Annotated in this window: 19 protein-coding genes and 2 pseudogenes; 13 read left to right on the forward strand and 8 right to left on the reverse strand. The window is 72.3% G+C overall.

The features are described from left to right. Positions 1-64: 64 nt before the first annotated feature. The 4 genes and pseudogenes from ACFPIH_RS32340 to ACFPIH_RS56465 form a co-directional block, all read left to right on the forward strand. Entirely contained in the window at positions 65-1,276 is a 1,212-nt protein-coding gene (locus ACFPIH_RS32340) for an acetyl-CoA C-acetyltransferase (RefSeq protein ID WP_381180462.1), read from the forward strand. Between the two features lie 41 nt (positions 1,277-1,317). Then, positions 1,318-2,274 (forward strand): methylmalonyl Co-A mutase-associated GTPase MeaB, encoded by a 957-nt coding sequence (gene meaB / locus ACFPIH_RS32345; protein WP_381180461.1) that lies wholly within the window; start codon positions 1,318-1,320, stop codon positions 2,272-2,274. A gap of 117 nt (positions 2,275-2,391) precedes the next feature. After that, positions 2,392-3,054: pseudogene (locus tag ACFPIH_RS32350) on the forward strand (MFS transporter); the annotation flags it as partial. A gap of 423 nt (positions 3,055-3,477) precedes the next feature. Beyond that, positions 3,478-3,978 (forward strand): annotated as a pseudogene (locus ACFPIH_RS56465) (MFS transporter); the annotation flags it as partial. 56 nt (positions 3,979-4,034) lie between these two features. Here ACFPIH_RS56465 and ACFPIH_RS32360 read toward each other — a convergent pair. Further along, positions 4,035-4,622, reverse strand: a complete 588-nt coding sequence (locus ACFPIH_RS32360; protein WP_381180460.1) for a PepSY domain-containing protein — start codon at positions 4,620-4,622, stop codon at positions 4,035-4,037. Positions 4,623-4,744: 122 nt separating this feature from the next. Here ACFPIH_RS32360 and ACFPIH_RS32365 point away from each other — a divergent pair, with 122 nt between their 5' ends. Together ACFPIH_RS32365 and ACFPIH_RS32370 are read left to right on the forward strand one after the other, a co-directional pair. Beyond that, positions 4,745-5,413 (forward strand): response regulator transcription factor, encoded by a 669-nt coding sequence (locus ACFPIH_RS32365; protein ID WP_381180459.1) that lies wholly within the window; start codon positions 4,745-4,747, stop codon positions 5,411-5,413. Beyond that, entirely contained in the window at positions 5,410-6,855 is a 1,446-nt protein-coding gene (locus tag ACFPIH_RS32370) for a sensor histidine kinase (RefSeq protein ID WP_381180458.1), read from the forward strand. Before ACFPIH_RS32365 ends, ACFPIH_RS32370 begins: the two co-directional genes overlap by 4 nt. A 3-nt stretch (positions 6,856-6,858) precedes the next feature. Here the strand turns inward: ACFPIH_RS32370 and ACFPIH_RS32375 are convergent, their stop codons facing one another. The 4 genes from ACFPIH_RS32375 to ACFPIH_RS32390 form a co-directional block, all read right to left on the reverse strand. Then, positions 6,859-7,335: a MarR family winged helix-turn-helix transcriptional regulator gene (locus ACFPIH_RS32375; protein ID WP_381180456.1), complete on the reverse strand. Its 477-nt coding sequence runs from the start codon at positions 7,333-7,335 to the stop codon at positions 6,859-6,861. Between the two features lie 92 nt (positions 7,336-7,427). Next, positions 7,428-8,237, reverse strand: a complete 810-nt coding sequence (locus ACFPIH_RS32380; protein ID WP_381180454.1) for an AIM24 family protein — start codon at positions 8,235-8,237, stop codon at positions 7,428-7,430. Next, complete coding sequence (locus ACFPIH_RS32385) at positions 8,234-8,884, reverse strand: AIM24 family protein (RefSeq protein ID WP_381180452.1); 651 nt, start codon at positions 8,882-8,884, stop codon at positions 8,234-8,236. Before ACFPIH_RS32385 ends, ACFPIH_RS32380 begins: the two co-directional genes overlap by 4 nt. Before the next feature lies 1 nt (position 8,885). After that, complete coding sequence (locus ACFPIH_RS32390) at positions 8,886-9,518, reverse strand: AIM24 family protein (RefSeq protein WP_381180661.1); 633 nt, start codon at positions 9,516-9,518, stop codon at positions 8,886-8,888. 178 nt (positions 9,519-9,696) lie between these two features. On the opposite strand from ACFPIH_RS32390, the gene ACFPIH_RS32395 reads away from it, so the two are divergent. Beyond that, entirely contained in the window at positions 9,697-10,041 is a 345-nt protein-coding gene (locus ACFPIH_RS32395) for a DUF3817 domain-containing protein (RefSeq protein WP_381180450.1), read from the forward strand. Beyond that, positions 10,038-10,331 (forward strand): MTH1187 family thiamine-binding protein, encoded by a 294-nt coding sequence (locus tag ACFPIH_RS32400; protein WP_381180449.1) that lies wholly within the window; start codon positions 10,038-10,040, stop codon positions 10,329-10,331. Before ACFPIH_RS32395 ends, ACFPIH_RS32400 begins: the two co-directional genes overlap by 4 nt. A 30-nt stretch (positions 10,332-10,361) precedes the next feature. Here ACFPIH_RS32400 and ACFPIH_RS32405 read toward each other — a convergent pair whose 3' ends face one another. Then, positions 10,362-11,000, reverse strand: a complete 639-nt coding sequence (locus tag ACFPIH_RS32405; RefSeq protein WP_381180447.1) for a TetR/AcrR family transcriptional regulator — start codon at positions 10,998-11,000, stop codon at positions 10,362-10,364. Between the two features lie 25 nt (positions 11,001-11,025). Further along, positions 11,026-11,478 carry a hypothetical protein gene (locus ACFPIH_RS32410; protein WP_381180446.1) on the reverse strand — a complete coding sequence of 151 codons (453 nt, stop codon included), beginning with the start codon at positions 11,476-11,478 and terminating at the stop codon, positions 11,026-11,028. Between the two features lie 138 nt (positions 11,479-11,616). Between ACFPIH_RS32410 and ACFPIH_RS32415 the strand changes: the two genes are divergently transcribed. Beyond that, positions 11,617-12,624, forward strand: a complete 1,008-nt coding sequence (locus ACFPIH_RS32415; protein WP_381180445.1) for a matrixin family metalloprotease — start codon at positions 11,617-11,619, stop codon at positions 12,622-12,624. Here ACFPIH_RS32415 and ACFPIH_RS32420 read toward each other — a convergent pair. Continuing rightward, complete coding sequence (locus ACFPIH_RS32420; protein WP_381180443.1) at positions 12,618-13,601, reverse strand: ArsR/SmtB family transcription factor; 984 nt, start codon at positions 13,599-13,601, stop codon at positions 12,618-12,620. The two genes, ACFPIH_RS32415 and ACFPIH_RS32420, sit on opposite strands and share 7 nt — an antisense overlap. Before the next feature lie 94 nt (positions 13,602-13,695). On the opposite strand from ACFPIH_RS32420, the gene ACFPIH_RS32425 reads away from it, so the two are divergent. From ACFPIH_RS32425 to ACFPIH_RS32440, 4 genes are all read left to right on the forward strand, one after another. Continuing rightward, the gene (locus ACFPIH_RS32425; RefSeq protein ID WP_381180441.1) at positions 13,696-15,021 is read left to right on the forward strand and encodes an MFS transporter; all 1,326 of its coding nucleotides are present in this window, start codon (positions 13,696-13,698) and stop codon (positions 15,019-15,021) included. A gap of 11 nt (positions 15,022-15,032) precedes the next feature. Then, entirely contained in the window at positions 15,033-15,542 is a 510-nt protein-coding gene (locus ACFPIH_RS32430) for a MarR family winged helix-turn-helix transcriptional regulator (protein WP_381180439.1), read from the forward strand. A gap of 43 nt (positions 15,543-15,585) precedes the next feature. After that, positions 15,586-15,924, forward strand: coding sequence for a DUF3817 domain-containing protein (locus ACFPIH_RS32435; protein WP_381180438.1), 339 nt, complete (start codon positions 15,586-15,588; stop codon positions 15,922-15,924). A gap of 75 nt (positions 15,925-15,999) precedes the next feature. Continuing rightward, positions 16,000-17,709: an acyl-CoA mutase large subunit family protein gene (locus ACFPIH_RS32440; protein ID WP_381180436.1), complete on the forward strand. Its 1,710-nt coding sequence runs from the start codon at positions 16,000-16,002 to the stop codon at positions 17,707-17,709. Positions 17,710-17,722: the final 13 nt, after the last annotated feature.

A 17,722-nucleotide genomic window follows, 5' to 3' on the forward strand; every position in this document is an offset into this window, starting at 1 on the left:
ACATTCGACGTAAACCCTCGTTCACTCCTCGGCCTGTGCGGGCCGGTAAGGGGAATCGCAGCTCATGACTGGATCGACTGACTCGAATGGCGTGACCTCGGTGATCGTCGCGGGCGCGCGGACGCCCATGGGACGGCTGCTGGGCTCGCTGAAGTCCTTCTCCGGAGCCGACCTCGGCGGCTTCGCGATCAAGGCCGCCCTCGACCGCGCCGGGATCGGCGGTGACCAGGTGCAGTACGTGATCATGGGCCAGGTGCTCCAGGCCGGCGCGGGCCAGATCCCGGCCCGCCAGGCGGCCGTGAAGGCCGGCATCCCGATGAACGTCCCGGCGCTCACCATCAACAAGGTGTGCCTCTCCGGCCTCGACGCCATCGCCCTCGCCGACCAGCTGATCCGCGCCGGCGAGTTCGACGTGGTGGTGGCCGGCGGCCAGGAGTCCATGACCAACGCCCCGCACCTGCTGCCGAAGTCCCGCGAGGGCTTCAAGTACGGCGCGATCGAGATGCTCGACGCGATGGCGTACGACGGTCTCACCGACGCCTTCGAGAACATCGCCATGGGCGAGTCGACCGAGAAGCACAACACCCGCCTGGGCATCGCCCGCGAGCCGCAGGACGAGGTGGCCGCCCTGTCCCACCAGCGCGCCGCCGCCGCGCAGAAGAACGGGATCTTCGAGGCGGAGATCACCCCGGTCGAGATCCCGCAGCGCAAGGGCGAGCCGGTCGTCTTCAGCAAGGACGAGGGCATCCGCGCCGACACCACCGCGGAGTCCCTGGGTAAACTCCGCCCCGCGTTCACCCGGGACGGCACGATCACCGCCGGCTCCTCCTCGCAGATCTCCGACGGCGCCGCCGCGGTCGTCGTCATGAGCAAGGCCAGGGCGCAGGAGCTGGGCCTGGAGTGGATCGCCGAGATCGGCGCCCACGGCAATGTGGCCGGGCCGGACAACTCCCTCCAGTCCCAGCCGTCCAACGCGATCCTGCACGCCCTGAAGAAGGAGGGGCTGGGGGTCGCCGACCTCGACCTGATCGAGATCAACGAGGCCTTCGCCGCCGTCGCCGTCCAGTCAATGAACGACCTCGGCGTGTCCACGGAAAAGGTGAACGTCAACGGCGGCGCGATCGCCCTCGGCCACCCGATCGGCATGTCCGGCGCCCGCCTCGTCCTGCACCTGGCGCTTGAGCTCAAGCGCCGTGGCGGCGGTGTCGGCGCGGCGGCCCTGTGCGGCGGCGGCGGCCAGGGCGACGCGCTGATCGTGCGCGTGCCGAAGGCCTGAGCCGTAGGTTCCCGTACGCCGTTCGCCTGATCGGAGCTGTGATGCAGGACGTCTCCTCGCTGGTCGCCCGGGCCAGGGAAGGCGGGCCACGGGCGGTGGCCCGTCTGATCTCCCTGGTGGAGGGGGCGTCCCCGCAGCTCAGGGAGGTCATGGCGGCCCTGGCCCCGCTCACCGGCAACGCGTATGTGGTGGGCCTGACGGGTTCACCGGGCGTCGGCAAGTCCACGTCGACATCGGCGCTGGTGACGGCATACCGCAAACAGGGCAGACGGGTCGGCGTCCTGGCCGTCGACCCGTCCTCCCCCTTCTCCGGCGGCGCCCTGCTCGGCGACCGCGTCCGGATGTCGGAGCACGCCTCCGACCCCGGCGTCTACATCCGCTCCATGGCCACCCGGGGCCACCTCGGCGGCCTCGCCCGGTCCGCCCCCCAGGCGATCCGGGTCCTGGACGCGGCGGGCTGCGACGTGATCCTGGTGGAGACGGTCGGCGTCGGCCAGTCGGAGGTCGAGATCGCCTCCCAGGCGGACACGTCCGTCGTCCTCCTGGCCCCCGGCATGGGCGACGGCATCCAGGCCGCCAAGGCGGGCATCCTGGAGATCGGCGACGTGTACGTCGTCAACAAGGCCGACCGCGACGGCGCCGACGCCACCGCCCGCGAGCTCAACCACATGCTGGGCCTGGGCGAGTCCCGGGGCCCCGGCGACTGGCGCCCCCCGATCGTCAAGACGGTCGCCTCGCGGGCCGAGGGCATCGACGAGGTCGTGGCCGCGCTGGACAAACACCGCGCGTGGATGGAGAAGAGGGGAGTGCTGACGGAACGCCGTCGCGCCCGCGCCGCCCACGAGGTCGAGGCCATCGCCGTCACCGCCCTGCGCGAACGCATCGGCGACCTCCACGGCGACCGCCGCCTCGACGCCCTCGCGGAACGCATCGTGAGCGGCGAACTGGACCCCTACCGCGCGGCGGACGAACTGGTGGCGGGCCTGACCGGCCGCTGACTCGCGCCCCACGCTGGTAAGTTGACCGGCATGTTCCTCAGCTGTGCGTAGAGCGCACCCCGAGCCGCCACGGCTCCCAGGTGTCCGTCTCACGCCTCCCTTTCGAGGAACTCACCCATGCCTTCTCCGGGTACGTCGCTTTCGTATGCCCGCGTCCTGCGCCTTCCGCATGCCTCCCGCACCTTCGCCGCCGCCCTGGTCGGCCGGCTGGCCTACGGGATCGTCCCGCTGTCCGTGACGCTCGCCGTGACCCGCGCCACCGGCTCGTACATGGTGGCCGGCACCGTGATGGCGCTGTTCGGCGGCGCCGCCGTCTTCCTGTCGCCCGCCCGCGCGGCCCTCGTCGACCGGTACGGTCCGCGCCGTGCGCTCGTCCCGCTGACGGTCGCGCACGTCGCCTTTCTCCTCCTCCTGGCCGCCGCCCTCGCGGCCCCGGCGCTCCCGGCGGCCCCGGCGATGGGTGCGCTCGCCGGAGCCGCCGGCGCCTGTGCGCCACCGCTGGGGCCGACCATGCGGGCGGTGTGGGGGAGGATCGCCCCGGACCGGTCACTCCTCCAGCGCGCCTACAGCCTCGACGGCGTCGCCGAGGAACTGCTCTTCGTCACCGGCCCCCTCCTGGTCGGCACCCTCATCGGCTTCGCACCGCCGACCGCCGGCATCGTCCTGGGAGCGGCACTCATGACCACGGGCGTCACCGGCTTCGTGTCCTCCCCGGCGATCCGAGAGGCAACACCGGGCAAGCCCGCCGGCGCGCGGCGAGAGCGAGGGGGCCCGCGGGGGCTGGGGCGGCGCGAGGGGGGTGGCCCGGGCGGCCTGCGGCGCGAGGGAGGCAGCCCGGGTGGGCTCCGGCGCGAGGATGGTGGGCTGCGCGGGTTCTGGCGGCGGGACGGGGGTGGCCTGGTCGGGCTGCGCCGCACGGGTGGTGGGCTGCGCGGGCCCTGGCGGCGGGACGGGGGTGGCCTGTGGGGGCCCTGGCGGCGGGACGGACGCGGACTGTGGGGGTTCTGGCGGCGGGACGGACGTGGGCTGGGCGGGCTGCGGCGTGAGTGGGGTGGCCCGGGTGGGCTCCGGCGCGAGGGTGGTGGGCTGGGCGGGTTCTGGCGGCTGGGCAAGGGTGGGTTGCGGGCGCCCCGGCGGCGCGAGGTGGGCGGGCTGCGGGGGCTTGGGCGGCCGGTGGTTGCTGTCGGGGGCGTTGGGCTTGCCCTGGGCGCGGTCGCGCTGCTGGTCGTGGCGTTCAGTGAGCGGCGCGGGTACGACGGATCGGGCGTCGCGTGGGTCATGGCCGCTCTGTCCGCGGGCAGCGCCGTCGGCGGACTGCTCAACGGCGCCCTCGACTGGCGGGCGCCGGCCGGAGCACGGCTGCCGCTGCTGACGGCGGGGCTCGGCCTGGCCGTGTGCGGGGCGGGACTGGCCCCGAACCTCGGGACGCTCGCCCTCGCCTGCGCGGCGGCCGGCTTCTTCGTCTCGCCCGCCATCACCACCGCCTACCTGATGGCCGACGAGACCGCGGTCCCGGCGGCCCGGGTACGCGCCGGGGCCTGGGTCAACACGGCCGTCAACGCGGGTTCCACGACGGGCACGGCGGCGGCCGGCGCCCTGGCCGGCCGACTGTCGGTGGGGCTGTGCTTCGGCGCGACGGGGGTGGCGGTGCTGCTGACGGCGGCGGCCGTCGCCGGGAGGGCCCGGCGCGGAGCGGGGACGGCCACGAGGGGTACGAGCGATGTCGTACCCCTCGCCCGACGCCGACCGCGTCAGGCCGATCAGTCGTCCAGGTCCTGTGTGACCTTGCCCGTGCGGGCGTCGACCGTCCACTCGCCGCCCCGCGCGGTGTCCACGCTCCAGACGGTGGTGCGGCGCTCGTCGTCCAGGTCGACGCCGGTCACCGCGCCCTTGGCGGCGACGGCCAGCGCGGCCTCTCGGGCGTCCACGCTCGTGCCCTTCAGCGCGGCGAGGTCCTCGCGGCCGTCGGCGGTGTCGTCGCCGTCGTCGTCCGTGTCGCGGTGGGCGCCGACGACCTTGCCGGTGTCCGGGGAGACGGTGACCGTGTACGCGGTGCCGTCGCCCTTGACGACGTCCACGTGCCACCTGCCCGCGTCGTCGCCGTCGTCCTCCCGGTCGGCGCCGACGGCGGTGCCCGGGGTGTGCTTCAGCGCGGTCGCGATGATCTCGGCGGCGGAGGCCGGCTGAGCGGCGGTCACCTGCGCCCCGGCGCCGGCGCCGGTCTCGGTGTCCGCGGACCGTACCTGCGTCGCGCCGGTGCGCGCCTCGCCGTCCGCGAAGGCGACGGCCGCACCCCCGCCGATCAGGACGGTCGCGGCGACGGCGGCGGTGACGAGCTTGCGCTTCATGAGAGTTCCTCCCGGTTCGGGGTCTGTCGCTTTCGACGTGGACCACGCTGCCGGAGCGGAGCTGAAGGCAGGCTGAAGCCACCTGAAGATCGCTTCAGGTTCGGTTTGGCACCCTGGTGTCCATGCGTCTGCTGATCGTCGAGGACGAGAAACGCCTTGCCCTGTCCCTGGCCAAGGGCCTGACCGCCGAGGGGTACGCCGTGGACGTCGTCCATGACGGCCTGGAGGGCCTGCACAGGGCGGGCGAGTCGCCGTACGACCTGCTGATCCTCGACATCATGCTGCCCGGCATGAACGGCTACCGCGTCTGTTCCACCCTGCGCGCCGCGGGCAACGAGGTCCCGATCCTCATGCTCACCGCCAAGGACGGCGAGTACGACGAGGCGGAGGGCCTGGACACGGGCGCCGACGACTACCTCACCAAGCCGTTCTCGTACGTCGTCCTCGTCGCCCGGATCAAGGCGCTGCTGCGCAGACGCGGCCAGGGGGCCGGGGCCTCGCCCGTGCACACCCTCGGGGAACTGCGGGTCGACACCGCCACGAGGCGGGTCTTCCTGCGGGACGACGAGGTGACACTCACCGCCAAGGAGTTCGCCGTCCTGGAACAGCTCGTCCTGCGGGTGGGCGAGGTGGTGTCGAAGGCCGAGATCCTCGACCACGTCTGGGACTTCGCCTACGACGGCGACCCCAACATCGTCGAGGTGTACGTCAGCACCCTGCGCCGCAAGCTGGGCGCGGGGCTGATCCGCACCGTGCGGGGCGCCGGGTACCGACTGGAGGCGGGGCGGTGAGACGCCGGCTCGGTTCCGTGCGGGCCCGGGCGACGCTCGGCGCCACCCTCGTCGTCGCCGTGGCCCTCCTCGCCGCAGGCACGGCCGTGCTGCTCTCCCTGCGCTCCAGCCTGACCGGTCAGGCGGATGCCCGGGCGGAGCGTTCGGCGCGGGACGTCGCCGCCCAGCTCGCCGTCGGGACGCCCTACGAGGACCTCTCCTCGATGGACGACGACGAGCGGCCGGTGCGGATCGTCGACGCGCGGGGCACGACGGTCGCGGCGAGCGAGGATCTGGAGCGGATCAGCACGCCGGACGCGGACTCCGGCGAGGACTCCGAGGACGCCGGGGACTCCCGGGACGCCGGGGACTCCCGGGACGCCGGGGACTCCGGGGACTCCGGGGACTCCGGGGAGGATCTCGATCCCGGCGAGATCGACGACGAGGCCCGCTACGGCGGCGGCTCCGCGACGGTCGACGGTGAGACGGCCGACTACCGGGTCGCCGCCGTCGTGGTCCGGGACCCGGAGAAGGGCCTGCTCACCGTGTACGCCGGAGCGCCCCTGGAGGCCGAGCAGAGCGCCGTGGGCACCGCGCTCACCGTCATGCTGATCGGCTTCCCGCTGCTGCTCGCCGTCGTCGCGGGTGTGACCTGGCGGGTCACCCGGCGGGCGCTGCGGCCGGTCGAGGGGATCCGGCGGGAGATGGCCGCCATCACCGCCTCCACCGATCTCGCCCGCCGGGTGCCCGAGCCGGACACCCATGACGAGATCGCCCGGCTGGCCCGCACCACGAACGAGACCCTGGCCGCGCTGGAGACCTCCGTGGAACGCCAGCGCCGGTTCGTCGCCGACGCCTCCCACGAACTGCGCAGCCCCATCGCCTCCCTGCGCACCCAACTGGAGGTGGGCGTCGCCCATCCCGAGCTGCTGGACGTGCCGGGCGCGGTCGAGGACACCGTACGGCTCCAGCGGCTCGCCGCCGATCTGCTGCTGCTCGCGCGTCTGGACGCGGGGGAGGGCCCGGCCCCGGGCACGCGGATCGGCCTGGCGGCGCTGGTGCGCGAGGAGGCGGCCGGGCGGGCGGGCGTGACCGTGACCCCGCCCGCCGGGCCCGGGGAAGTGGCCGGATCGCGGGGGCAACTGGGGCGGGTGCTGGCCAACCTGCTGGACAACGCCCAGCGGCACGCCCGCTCGGCGGTGGAGGTGACCGTGCGGCGGGAGGGGGAGTGGCTGGTCGTGGGGGTCGCGGATGACGGGGAGGGCGTGCCCGAGGCGGACCGGGAGCGCGTCTTCGAGCGGTTCGTACGGCTCGACGCGGCCCGCAGCCGGGACGGAGGCGGGGCCGGGCTGGGCCTGGCCATCGCCCGTGACGTGGCCGTCCGGCACGGTGGCACGCTCACGGTCCGGGAGACACCGGCGGGCGGAGCCCTGTTCGAGTTCCGCCTGCCGGTCGTCCGCTGATGGTTACGGGCGTCCCCGGTGCCCGCGCAGGTGCTCCGCGATGGGCTTCAGGGACGCGCTGAGGTCGGTGAGGGCCTCGGGGTCCAGGAGGTCGATGAAGTGTCGCCGCACGGATGCCACATGATGGGGCGCGACCTTCATCATCGTCTCCATGCCGTGCTCGGTCAGCACCGCGTAGAGCCCCCGACGGTCGGACTCGCAGTTCTCACGGCGCACCAGGTTCGCGTTCTCCATCCGGGTGATCTGGTGCGAGAGACGGCTCTTGGACTGGAGGGTGGCGGACGCGAGGTCGCTCATCCGCATCCGGACGTCCTCGGACTCGGAGAGGTTCACCAGGATCTCGTAGTCGTTCATCGTCAGGCCGAACGGCTGGAGATCCTTTTCAAGCTGGTACGTCAACAGCCTGTTGACCTCCAGGTGGGTGCGCCAGGCGCACTGCTCCGCATCGGTCAGCCAGCGCGTGGCCGTTTCGGTCTCCATGAATGAAGTCTACCTAAAATGTTGAAAGGCGAACTAGCGAGGGTTATGTGACGGTGCGCACGCGTTCGAGGTCACACTCCGCAGACTACCGCTCACAGCCCGAAGCGACGCTGGAGGTCTCCCAGCTGTCCGGGAAGGCGCGGTACCCCGCTCTGTCCACCATGCCCACCCGGCGTGCCGGGCATTCCACCCCCGCCGGGTACTCCCGGCTCATGGGGAACGGCCCCCGTGGCCTGTTCGGCCATGAGGACCTCGGAGGACTGCAGCAGCACCGTGCCGGCGCCCACGAACTCGAACTGGTGCTCCTCGCCGGATGCCCCGCCGAGGCCCGTCAGTGCACGTAGACCGCCCATGAGGCCCGTCATGTACCCGTGGTCGTAGTGATGGCACGGGGAGGGGCAGTCGGCCCAGCCGACGAGTGCCTGGGGATCCACCCGGATGGGAGGTTCCATGAACACCACCGGCCCGTTGGATGCGGCCACGAACTTCCCGGTTCCGATCAACGTGAGAAATCCCGGCACGATCGACTGCTTGAGCGACAGACTTGGCTCAAAAGCGAGCAGATTGCCCGAGCGAATGGTCAGATTCCCGTTGTCCAGGTCGTACGAGTTCACATCGAAGGCCCGGTCGGCGAGGAGCATCTTGCCCGAGCCCTCGGCCACCACCCAGTCGCTCGCGTGCAGAGGCGAATGGAACGACGTGCGGACCAGACGGTCCAGCCGGCCGTGCCCGATGCCGTTGAAGTCGATCGAGCCGTAGTAGGCGATCATCTTCCCCTTCTGTAGGAACCACTGGCTCCCCTTGAGCTCCACGCAGAAGGTGTACTTGTTGACGTTGTCGTCGACCGGGAGGGTCATCGGGTCGAAGACCGTGGGACCGCCAGGGGTTCCGTACCCGCTCACAGCTTCTCCTCCGACGCCTGGACGAACACCGCACCGCTGCCGCTGAGCTCCAGCTGGAACCCCTCGCCGGAGCCCCGGCCCACCATGTCCCGCCAGCCCAGCGCGGTCGACAGCTTGTTGCGCACATCGCCGTGGTGGGCGACGTAGGCCTGCGGGTCGACATGGACGGGGCGCTGCGGGGTGATCGGGATCTCGAAGACCCCGCCGTGGGCCATCACCGCGACCGCCCCGTGGCCCTTCAGTGTGGTGGTGAACAGGCCCTGGCCGCTGATCTGGCCGCGGACCATGCCCATGACCCCGCCCTGTGAGCCCAGGAACATCGTGCCCTGCTGGAGGGTGCCCTCGAAGGCGAGCAGCCGGTCCGCCTCCACGTACAGGGTCTCGCCGGTGAGCTGGATGACCTGGACGTGGTGGCCGCCGTGCCCGAACAGGACCGTGCCGCTGCCCTCGACCGTCATCAGGGGCGTGTCCTCGTTGGCCAGCCGCCGCCCGATCATGGACATCACACCGCCCTGGCCGCCCTGCGTATTGGGCGTGAAGGACACCTCGCCGCGGTAGGCGAGCATCGCGCCGCGCTGACTGAAGAGGCGCTGTCCCGGTACGACGGTCGCCTCGACCATCTTGGAGTTGATCTCACGGAAGGGCATGTCACACATCCCCCGCGATCGTGTTCCGCTCACTCGGCTGGACGTACACCAGGCCGTCCCCCTCGAACCGGATCTGGAAGGCCTCGCCGCCGCCCTCACCCATGAACGTGCGGAAGGTCACACCCGACTGGAAGGACTGCCGGACGTTGCCCTGGTGGGCGATGTACGCGCCCGGGTCCACGGTCAGCGGGTACTGGGGGCTGACCCGCAGCACCACGGCCGGACCGTCCGAGGTGATCGCCGCCTGGCCGTGACCCTCGACGGTCGTCGTGAACAGACCGTTGCCCTGGGTGGCCCCGCGCAGGCCGGTGAAGCTGGTCCCGGTCCGCAGTCCCGAGTCCGTCGCGAGCAGATTGCTCGACTCCACGAACAGTTTGTCCCCCTGGAGACTCACGAGATTGATCTCGGAGGCGCGGTCGGCGAACCAGCACGTGCCCTGTCCCCTCACCTCCATCACGGTCATCTGCTCGCCGGTGAGCCGCCGGGTCACCATTCCCCGGATCCCCTCACCGCCGCCACTGAGCTTCTTGAAGGCCATCTGTCCGTCGTACGCGACCATCGAGCCGTTCTTCGCCTTCACGGCGTCGCCGGTCATGTCGACGGCGAGGACCTTGCTGCCTTGCAGTCGGAACATCGCCACGCGACAGAAGGTAACCGGCCGACACCCGCCCCGAACAGCACCCGTAGGTGGACAACGACCCTGAGCGCACCCCTAGGGCCGCCGTTTGCCACAATGGGCGAACCCTTGTGCTCGCGTTCACAAACGATCGTTCACAAACGGCCGGCTCGTCCCAACCCCCCGAAGGTGACCCGTGGACCTCAAGACCGCATCCGCCCTCCGCCGCCTCCGCCTGGTCTCCGCCCCCGAGGCCGTCTCCTTCCTGCTGCTGCTCGTCTGCTCGGTGCTGAAGCGGACCACGGACTTCAACGCGGTACCCGTGATGGGCATGGTCCACGGAGTGCTGTTCATCCTGTACGTGCTCTTCTGGGCCGACGCCTGGAACCGCACCAAGTGGCCCCTGAAGACCGGCGCCCTCTACTTCGTCCTCTCCGTCCTGCCGACCGGCGGCTTCTTCGCCGAGCGCAAGCTGCGCCGGGAGGCCGAGGCCGCGGTGATCGCCTCCCGCGCCCGCAAGGAAGGGGTCGTGAACGCGTGATCGTCGCCTTCTCCGTCACGCCGCTCGGCGTGGGCGAGGACGTCGGGGAGTACGTCGCCGACGCCGTCCGGGTGGTCCGCGAGTCCGGCCTGCCCCACCGCACCGACGCGATGTTCACCTCGGTCGAGGGCGAGTGGGACGAGGTCATGGATGTCGTCAGGCGCGCCGTCGCCGCCGTCGAGGCCCGCGCCCCGCGGGTCTCCCTGGTCCTCAAGGCGGACATCCGCCCGGGTGTGACCGACGGTCTCACCTCGAAGGTGGAGACGGTGGAGCGGTACCTGAGCTCATAGGTGTACGGGTCCCGCTGAACGCATGGATGCTCAGCTGCGGCCCGAGGCCCGGCGCAGGTACTGGCGGACCGCCCGCTGCGCCACCGGCCCGAGTTCCTCGACGGCCGCGACCAGCAGGCCCAGCCGCTCCAGGGCGTCCAGCGCGGCTGTGGCCCCGGACGCGTCGACCCCCTCGTACAGCTCGATGCCCACGAAGGACGCCGCCACCGCGCGGGCCAGCCCCGGCGGGTCGGTGAACTCGCCGAAGGGCGTGCCCGTCAGGACGCGGTCGAGGACCTGTTCGATCTCCGCGATCCACAGGTCGAGGCCCGCCGCCGCGGCCGGGCCCAGCGCCGCGTGGGTCTGGGCGCCGGCCAGCAACTGGCCGAGCAGCGCGACATGCCCGCCGACCCGCTCCTGCTCGTGGATCTCCCGGCCCAGGGCGAGCAGCTCGGTGAGTGAGGTGACGGCGGCGAAGCGCGGGCGGTAGCGCGACACCGTGCGCTCCGCCCCGTACCGGCAGGCCGCCGCGAGCAGTTCGTCCACCGAGCCGAAGTGGTAGAAGACCAGCGCCTGGTTGACCCCGGCCGCCGCCGCCACCGTCCGCGCGGACGTCCTGGCGATGCCCTGCTCGGTGAGCGTGCGCAGGGTGCCCTCCAGGAGTCTGGTCCTGGTGTCGAGGGCGGTCATCGCGGGTCCTTCTGGTCCGGGCCGGTCATCGCCGGCCCTCCGGGGCGCGTGGAACACGGCGGGCCGCCGGTGTCCCGGCCAGGGGCGCCTTGAACAGTGCCACGCACACCGCGACGCTCAGCAGCAGCGGGCACAGATACGCGAGCGACGCCGCGAACGGCCCGAAGAGCCGCAGGCCCGACTCCAGGCCGAAGCCGGTGACGGCGAACGCGACGACACCCGCGCGTACGGCGATCTCCGCCAGCCAGTTGACCAGTGCCCGCTGCGGGGTGATGCCCCGCTCCTGACACACCCTCAGCCGGTCGCGGGACCAGGCCGTCGCCCAGCTGCGCAGCGGGCGGAGGAGCGGCAGATGGTCGATCCGGGTGAAACATGAGCCCCGCCGTTGCCGCCGGAAGGGTCCCTGGGCCGGGGTCCGGACGCCGCCGAGGCCGGCGCAGACGCCCGCCTCGCCACCCGCCTCTCCATGGAGTCCCATGCGAATTCCCCAGGTCCGTCCAGGGTTTGAGCGGTCGCTCAAACGCCTCGGAAGGGACGGTACACCCGTTTGAGCGGTCGCTCAATCGGGCGACCGGGGGCGGGTTTCGAGCCGCCGGGGGTTGGCTAATCTCTCCCGGTGTCGATCAAGTCCTGTGTGATGAGCCGTTGTTCGGCAGCCGTCCTGCTGATGGCGTCCCTGGCGTTGCTGGCGCACCCGGAACCCGGGTCCGCGGCACACGCGCGTGCGGAGGGTTCCGGTCGGCACGCGTGCGTGCTCGCGCCGGGCGAGCTGACCGTCGAGGACCTGCCCGCCGGGACCTCCGTGACCCACTGCCGCGCGGTCGGACGCGTCGTCACCCACGCCGGCGCAGGCCTCACCGTCCCCGAGCCCGGCACGAAGGTCGGCGTCGACGCCCTCACGGCGAACGGCTCCCACCAAGGCTTCACCCTGACGGTCGCCGACGACGGCACGGTGTCCTACGCATATGAAGCCGCCGCCGACGACACGCGCCCCAGGACGCCCGGCAACCGCGCCGACGCCCCCGCCCCCTGCGCCGACACGGCCTACACCACCGCCGACCGCAAGGAGTACGGCACGTACGAGTGGTTCGTCGGCGACGGCCCCCAGCCGGGCAACCTGCCGCGCGTCCAGGTCCGCCGGGCCTTCGAGGACGCCATCACCGCCATCGTCAAGGGCCGCAACGACTGCGGGCTCGACGACACGATCAGGGCGCGGGCGAGGTTCCTGTCCGGCACCGGCCACGAGGCGGGCATCGACCAGGAGGCCCGCTGCACCGCCCGCGACGGGCTCAGCGTCTGGGACGCCGGCGACCTCAGCAGCGACGCCGTCGCCACCACCTGCTCCTGGAGCCGCCCGGTCGCCGGCCGCCCGGACGCACTGATGGAGGCCGACGTCCGCTTCAACATCCACGACTACACCTTCACCGACCACCCCACCGGCACCTGCGACAACGCCTACGACCTCCGCAGCGTCGCCACCCACGAGGCCGGCCATGTCTTCGGCCTCGGCCACTCGGGCGACGGGCACGAGAACCTCACCATGTACGCGAACTCGTACGTCTGCTCGACCACCGCCCGCACCCTCGGCAAGGGAGACGTCCTGGGTCTGCGCAGCCTCTACTGACCCCCCGTCAGCAGTGCCAGCGCCAGCGGGGTCCGCTCGTACAGGACCTGATGGCCGTAGCGCCGCGCGGTGAGCAGTCCGGCGTCGCGCAGGAGGGTCAGATGGGCGGAGACGGACGAGGGGGCGAGCCCCAGCCGGTGGGCGAGGGCGCTGGTGGTGGCGGGTTCGTCGAGCGCGGCCAGCACGGCGGCCCGGCCCCGCCCGAGGAGTCGTACGAGAACCTCCGGCGCCCGCCCCGCGGGGTCCGCCCACAGGCCGCCGATGCCCCGCGCCGGATAGGCGAGCGTCGGCTGCCAGGGAGGCTCGTAGGAGCTGACGACGTCCGGCCAGATGAACACGCTCGGCACCATCACCAGGCCCTGCCCGCCCAGCTGCCGCTCGTGCTCGACCCGGAGCTCGACGGTCAGCGTCCCGGCCCGCCAGTCGAACCGCCGGCTGATCTCCGGCAGCAGTCCGCCGAGCCCGACCTCGGCCAGCCGCCGGGAGTGGAAGGCGACATCGGCCTCCAGCAGGGTGCGCAGCCGGGGCCAGTCGGGCGCGAGGAGGGTGTGCCAGACCTCCTCCAGGGCGTCCGCCAGCTCCCGGACCATCCGCGCCGGATCCCGCAGCCACCGGCGCCCCTGCGGGGAGTCGAGCGCCCCCGGGGTGTCGGCGAGCGACCGGGCCGTCTCGGCGCGGGCCGACTCCGGGTCGCTCGCCCGCACCGCCGCGAGCTCCTCCTCGAACCCGGCGGCCGGACCGATCGGCGGCGGGCACAGCCAGTCCGGGCAGTACCCCGGGTACGGCATCAGCAGCCACAGGTCCGTGAGGTCAAGGCCGGCCGCCGCCTCACCCCTGCGGCGCAGCCAGCGCGCGTGATAGCCCTGCCGCTCGGGGCGCTTGAGCATCCGCACCACCTCCTGCGTCTCCCACAGCGGGGACACGGCGAAGCGGCAGCGCAGGAAGTCGTCCTCCCCGAAGTGCAGACGCGACGGCACGGCTCCCCTCCCTCCTGTCACCAAGAAGCGCCAGGACATTCGGCAGCAGCCGAAACTCTAGGCCGCCCGCCCGCCCCCGAGCACGCTGCTGCCCATGTCACACGTCGTCACGCCCGCGGGCTCCGCGGGGTACGCGCGCGTCCTCGCCGTCCCCGAGTTCCGCGCCGTCTTCGCCGCCCACGCGCTCTCCCTGCTGGGCGTGGTCGTCGCCGAGATCTCCCTGTCCGTCCTCGTCTACGACCTCACCGGCTCCCCGCTGATGAGCGCGCTGGCCTTCGCCCTGGGTTTCCTGCCGTACGTCGTCGGCGGCACCCTCCTCTCGGGCGTCGCCGACCGCTTCCCCGCCCGGCGTGTGCTGGTGGCCTGCGACCTGGTGTGCGCGCTGTGCGTCGCACCGATGGCACTGCCGGGCACCCCCCTGGCCGTCCTGCTCGCCCTGCGCTGCGGCCTCGCGGTCGTCTCGCCGGTGTTCGCGGGCACCAGGATGGCCACGCTCGCCGACATCCTCGGCGACGGCGACCTGTTCGTCCTCGGCCGCTCCCTGCTGCGGATCGTCTCCCAGAGCGCGCTCCTGGCCGGCTACGGCCTCGGCGGCCTGCTCCTCGCCGCCGTGACCCCGCGCCACGCCCTGCTCGTCACGGTCACCACCTTCGTGGGTTCCGCCGCCGTCCTGCGCCTGGGCACCCGCCGCCGCCCCGCCCGCGCCGGAGCCGGCACAACCCTGGTGCGCGACTCCCTCCAGGGAGCCGGACAGGTCCTCGCGGACCGGCGGGTACGGGTCCTGCTGCTCCTGTTCTGGATCCCGCCGATGTTCGCGGTCGCCCCCGAGGCGCTCGCGGCCCCCTACGCCGACGACCTCGGCACCGGCTCCGTCGGCCTGGGCGTGCTGATGTGCGCGCTGCCCGTCGGCACGGTCGCCGGCGAACTCCTCGCGGGCGCCCGTCTGCGCCCCGCCGCCCGCGAACGCGTCACCCTCCCCCTCGTCTGCCTCACCCTCCTGCCCTACCTCGGTTACGCCCTGCACCCCGGACTCCCCGTCTCCCTCCTCCTGCTGCTGCTCGCCGGGGCCGGATCGGCGTACACCCTGGGCCTGGACCAGTGGATCGTCCGGGACGTGCCCGAGGAACTGCGCGGACGGGCCATGACGCTGCTCACCGCCGGGATGATGACGTCCCAGGGCCTCGGCATGGCCCTGGCGGGCGTGGCGGCGGAGGCCGTGGGCGTGGCGGGGGCGGTCACCGGCGCGGGCGTACTGGGCACGGCGTGCTGCGCGGCGCTGGCGCGGGAGGCGCGGCGGACCGCCCCGAAGCCGGGCCCTCACCACGTGGGGCGGCCGGCCGAGGAGTACGCCCCGGGACGCCCCGCAGCACGGCGGACCGAAAGCCGAGACGGGGCTGACCAGGATATGACCGGCGGGTAGGGTCTGATTTCGTGCCGAAGCCGCTCAGTCTTCCCTTCGATCCCATCGCCCGCGCCGACGAGCTCTGGAAGCAGCGCTGGGGCAGCGTGCCGTCCATGGCCGCGATCACCTCGATCATGCGGGCGCACCAGATCCTCCTCGCCGAGGTCGACTCGGTGGTCAAGCCGTACGGGCTGACGTTCGCCCGCTACGAGGCGCTGGTGCTGCTCACCTTCTCCAAGGAGGGCGAGCTGACCATGTCGAAGATCGGCGAGCGGCTCCAGGTGCACCCCACGTCGGTGACGAACACCGTCGACCGCCTGGTCAGGTCCGGTCTGGTCGCCAAGCGCCCCAACCCCAACGACGGCCGCGGCACCCTCGCCTCCATCACCGACAAGGGCCGCGAGGTCGTGGAGGCGGCCACCCGCGACCTGATGGCGATGGACTTCGGGCTCGGGGTGTACGACGCGGAGGAGTGCGGGGAGATCTTCGCGATGCTGCGGCCGCTGCGGGTCGCGGCGCAGGACTTCGACGAGGAGTGACCCGCCCCAAGATCTGCCGGAACGGGCGGTTACGCTCGACGGCATGAAGAAGAGCGTGCTGACCCGCTACCGCGTCATGGCCTACGTCACCGGTGTGCTGCTGGTTCTGCTGACCCTGGGTGTGATCGCCAAGTACGTCCTCGATCTGGACGGCGCCGACGGCTTCACGCGCGCGGTGGGCATCGCGCACGGCTGGCTGTACGTCGTGTACCTGGTGTTCGCCTTCGACCTGGGTTCCAAGGCGAAGTGGCCGGTCGGCAAGCAGCTGTGGGTACTGCTCGCCGGGACCGTCCCGACGGCCGCCTTCTTCGTGGAGCGCAAGGTCACGCGCGAGCTGGAGGCGAAGGTCGCGGACGTCGCGCCCGCCCCTGCGAAGGCCTGACCCCGACCGCCGTACGCATGGTGTGCGGCGGTCCGCCGCTCGCGCTTACTAGGACGTCCAAGTAAATTCGAAGGTATGGACGGTCCGGACGCTGACGCCATCGAGGACGGCCGCCGTCGCTGGCAGGCCCGCTACGACGCCTCGCGCAAGCGTGAGGCGGACTTCACCACGCTCTCCGGGGATCCCGTGGACCCGGTCTACGGCCCTCGCCCGGGCGACACCTACACCGGCTTCGAGCGGATCGGCTGGCCGGGCGAGTACCCCTTCACCCGCGGCCTGTACGCGACCGGCTACCGGGGCCGCACCTGGACCATCCGGCAGTTCGCCGGCTTCGGCAACGCCGAGCAGACCAACGAGCGTTACCGGAAGATCCTGGCGAACGGCGGCGGTGGCCTCTCCGTGGCCTTCGACATGCCGACGCTCATGGGCCGCGACTCCGACGACCCGCGCTCGCTGGGCGAGGTCGGCCACTGCGGGGTCGCCATCGACTCGGCGGCCGACATGGAGGTCCTGTTCGCGGACATCCCGCTGGGGGAGGTGACGACCTCCATGACGATCAGCGGACCGGCCGTCCCCGTCTTCTGTATGTACCTGGTCGCCGCCGAGCGCCAGGGCGTCGACCCGGCGGTCCTCAACGGCACGCTCCAGACCGACATCTTCAAGGAGTACATCGCGCAGAAGGAGTGGCTCTTCCCGCCCGAGCCGCATCTGCGCCTCATCGGCGACCTGATGGAGTACTGCACGACCCGCGTCCCCGCCTACAAGCCGCTGTCGGTCTCCGGCTACCACATCCGCGAGGCGGGTGCGACGGCCGCGCAGGAGTTGGCGTACACGCTCGCGGACGGCTTCGGGTACGTCGAACTCGGCCTGTCCCGGGGCCTGGACGTGGACGTCTTCGCGCCCGGCCTCTCCTTCTTCTTCGACGCGCACGTCGATTTCTTCGAGGAGATCGCCAAGTTCCGTGCGGCGCGCAGGATCTGGGCCCGCCGGCTGCGCGACGTCTACGGCGCGCGGTCCGAGAAGGCCCAGTGGCTGCGCTTCCACACCCAGACCGCCGGCGTCTCGCTGACCGCCCAACAGCCGTACAACAACGTGGTGCGGACGGCGGTGGAGGCGCTCGCGGCGGTCCTCGGCGGCACCAACTCCCTGCACACCAACGCCCTGGACGAGACCCTCGCGCTGCCGAGCGAGCGGGCCGCCGAGATCGCGCTGCGCACCCAGCAGGTGCTGATGGAGGAGACCGGGGTCGCGGGCGTGGCCGATCCGCTGGGCGGTTCGTGGTACGTCGAGCAGCTGACGGACCGGCTCGAGGCCGACGCGGAGCGGGTCTTCGAGCAGATCGGGGAGCGCGGCCTGCGCGCCCACCCCGACGGCCGGCACCCCGTCGGGCCGATGACCTCCGGCATCCTGCGCGGGATCGAGGACGGCTGGTTCACCGGCGAGATCGCCGAGTCGGCCTTCCGCTACCAGCAGTCCCTGGAGAAGGGCGAGAAGCGGATCGTGGGCGTGAACTGCCACCAGGGTTCCGTCACCGGGGACCTGGAGATCCTGCGCGTCGGCCACGAGGTGGAACGGGACCAGGTCCGGGCGCTGGGCGCCCGCAGGACCGCCCGCGACGCCGCCGGCGTCCGCACGGCCCTCGACGGCATGCTCGCCGCCGCCCGCACCGGCTCGAACATGATCGAGCCCATGCTGACCGCCGTACGCGCGGAGGCCACCCTGGGCGAGATCTGCGACGCGTTGCGGGACGAGTGGGGCGTGTACACGGAGCCGCCGGGCTTCTAGGACAGGTGCCGCC

It is taken from the genome of Streptomyces vulcanius, from assembly GCF_042653945.1.
Taxonomy (GTDB): Bacteria; Actinomycetota; Actinomycetes; order Streptomycetales; family Streptomycetaceae; genus Streptomyces; species Streptomyces mangrovi.

Bases quoted from the DNA above. Each gene is read 5' to 3' on its own strand.
- ACFPIH_RS32340 (WP_381180462.1), top strand. From the start codon at position 65: ATGACTGGATCGACTGACTCGAATGGCGTGACCTCGGTGATCGTCGCG.
- meaB (WP_381180461.1), top strand. From the start codon at position 1,318: ATGCAGGACGTCTCCTCGCTGGTCGCCCGGGCCAGGGAAGGCGGGCCA.
- ACFPIH_RS32360 (WP_381180460.1), bottom strand. From the start codon at position 4,622: ATGAAGCGCAAGCTCGTCACCGCCGCCGTCGCCGCGACCGTCCTGATC.
- ACFPIH_RS32365 (WP_381180459.1), top strand. From the start codon at position 4,745: ATGCGTCTGCTGATCGTCGAGGACGAGAAACGCCTTGCCCTGTCCCTG.
- ACFPIH_RS32375 (WP_381180456.1), bottom strand. From the start codon at position 7,335: ATGGAGACCGAAACGGCCACGCGCTGGCTGACCGATGCGGAGCAGTGC.
- ACFPIH_RS32385 (WP_381180452.1), bottom strand. From the start codon at position 8,884: ATGCCCTTCCGTGAGATCAACTCCAAGATGGTCGAGGCGACCGTCGTA.
- ACFPIH_RS32390 (WP_381180661.1), bottom strand. From the start codon at position 9,518: ATGTTCCGACTGCAAGGCAGCAAGGTCCTCGCCGTCGACATGACCGGC.
- ACFPIH_RS32405 (WP_381180447.1), bottom strand. From the start codon at position 11,000: ATGACCGCCCTCGACACCAGGACCAGACTCCTGGAGGGCACCCTGCGC.
- ACFPIH_RS32410 (WP_381180446.1), bottom strand. From the start codon at position 11,478: ATGGGACTCCATGGAGAGGCGGGTGGCGAGGCGGGCGTCTGCGCCGGC.
- ACFPIH_RS32425 (WP_381180441.1), top strand. From the start codon at position 13,696: ATGTCACACGTCGTCACGCCCGCGGGCTCCGCGGGGTACGCGCGCGTC.
- ACFPIH_RS32435 (WP_381180438.1), top strand. From the start codon at position 15,586: ATGAAGAAGAGCGTGCTGACCCGCTACCGCGTCATGGCCTACGTCACC.
- ACFPIH_RS32440 (WP_381180436.1), top strand. From the start codon at position 16,000: ATGGACGGTCCGGACGCTGACGCCATCGAGGACGGCCGCCGTCGCTGG.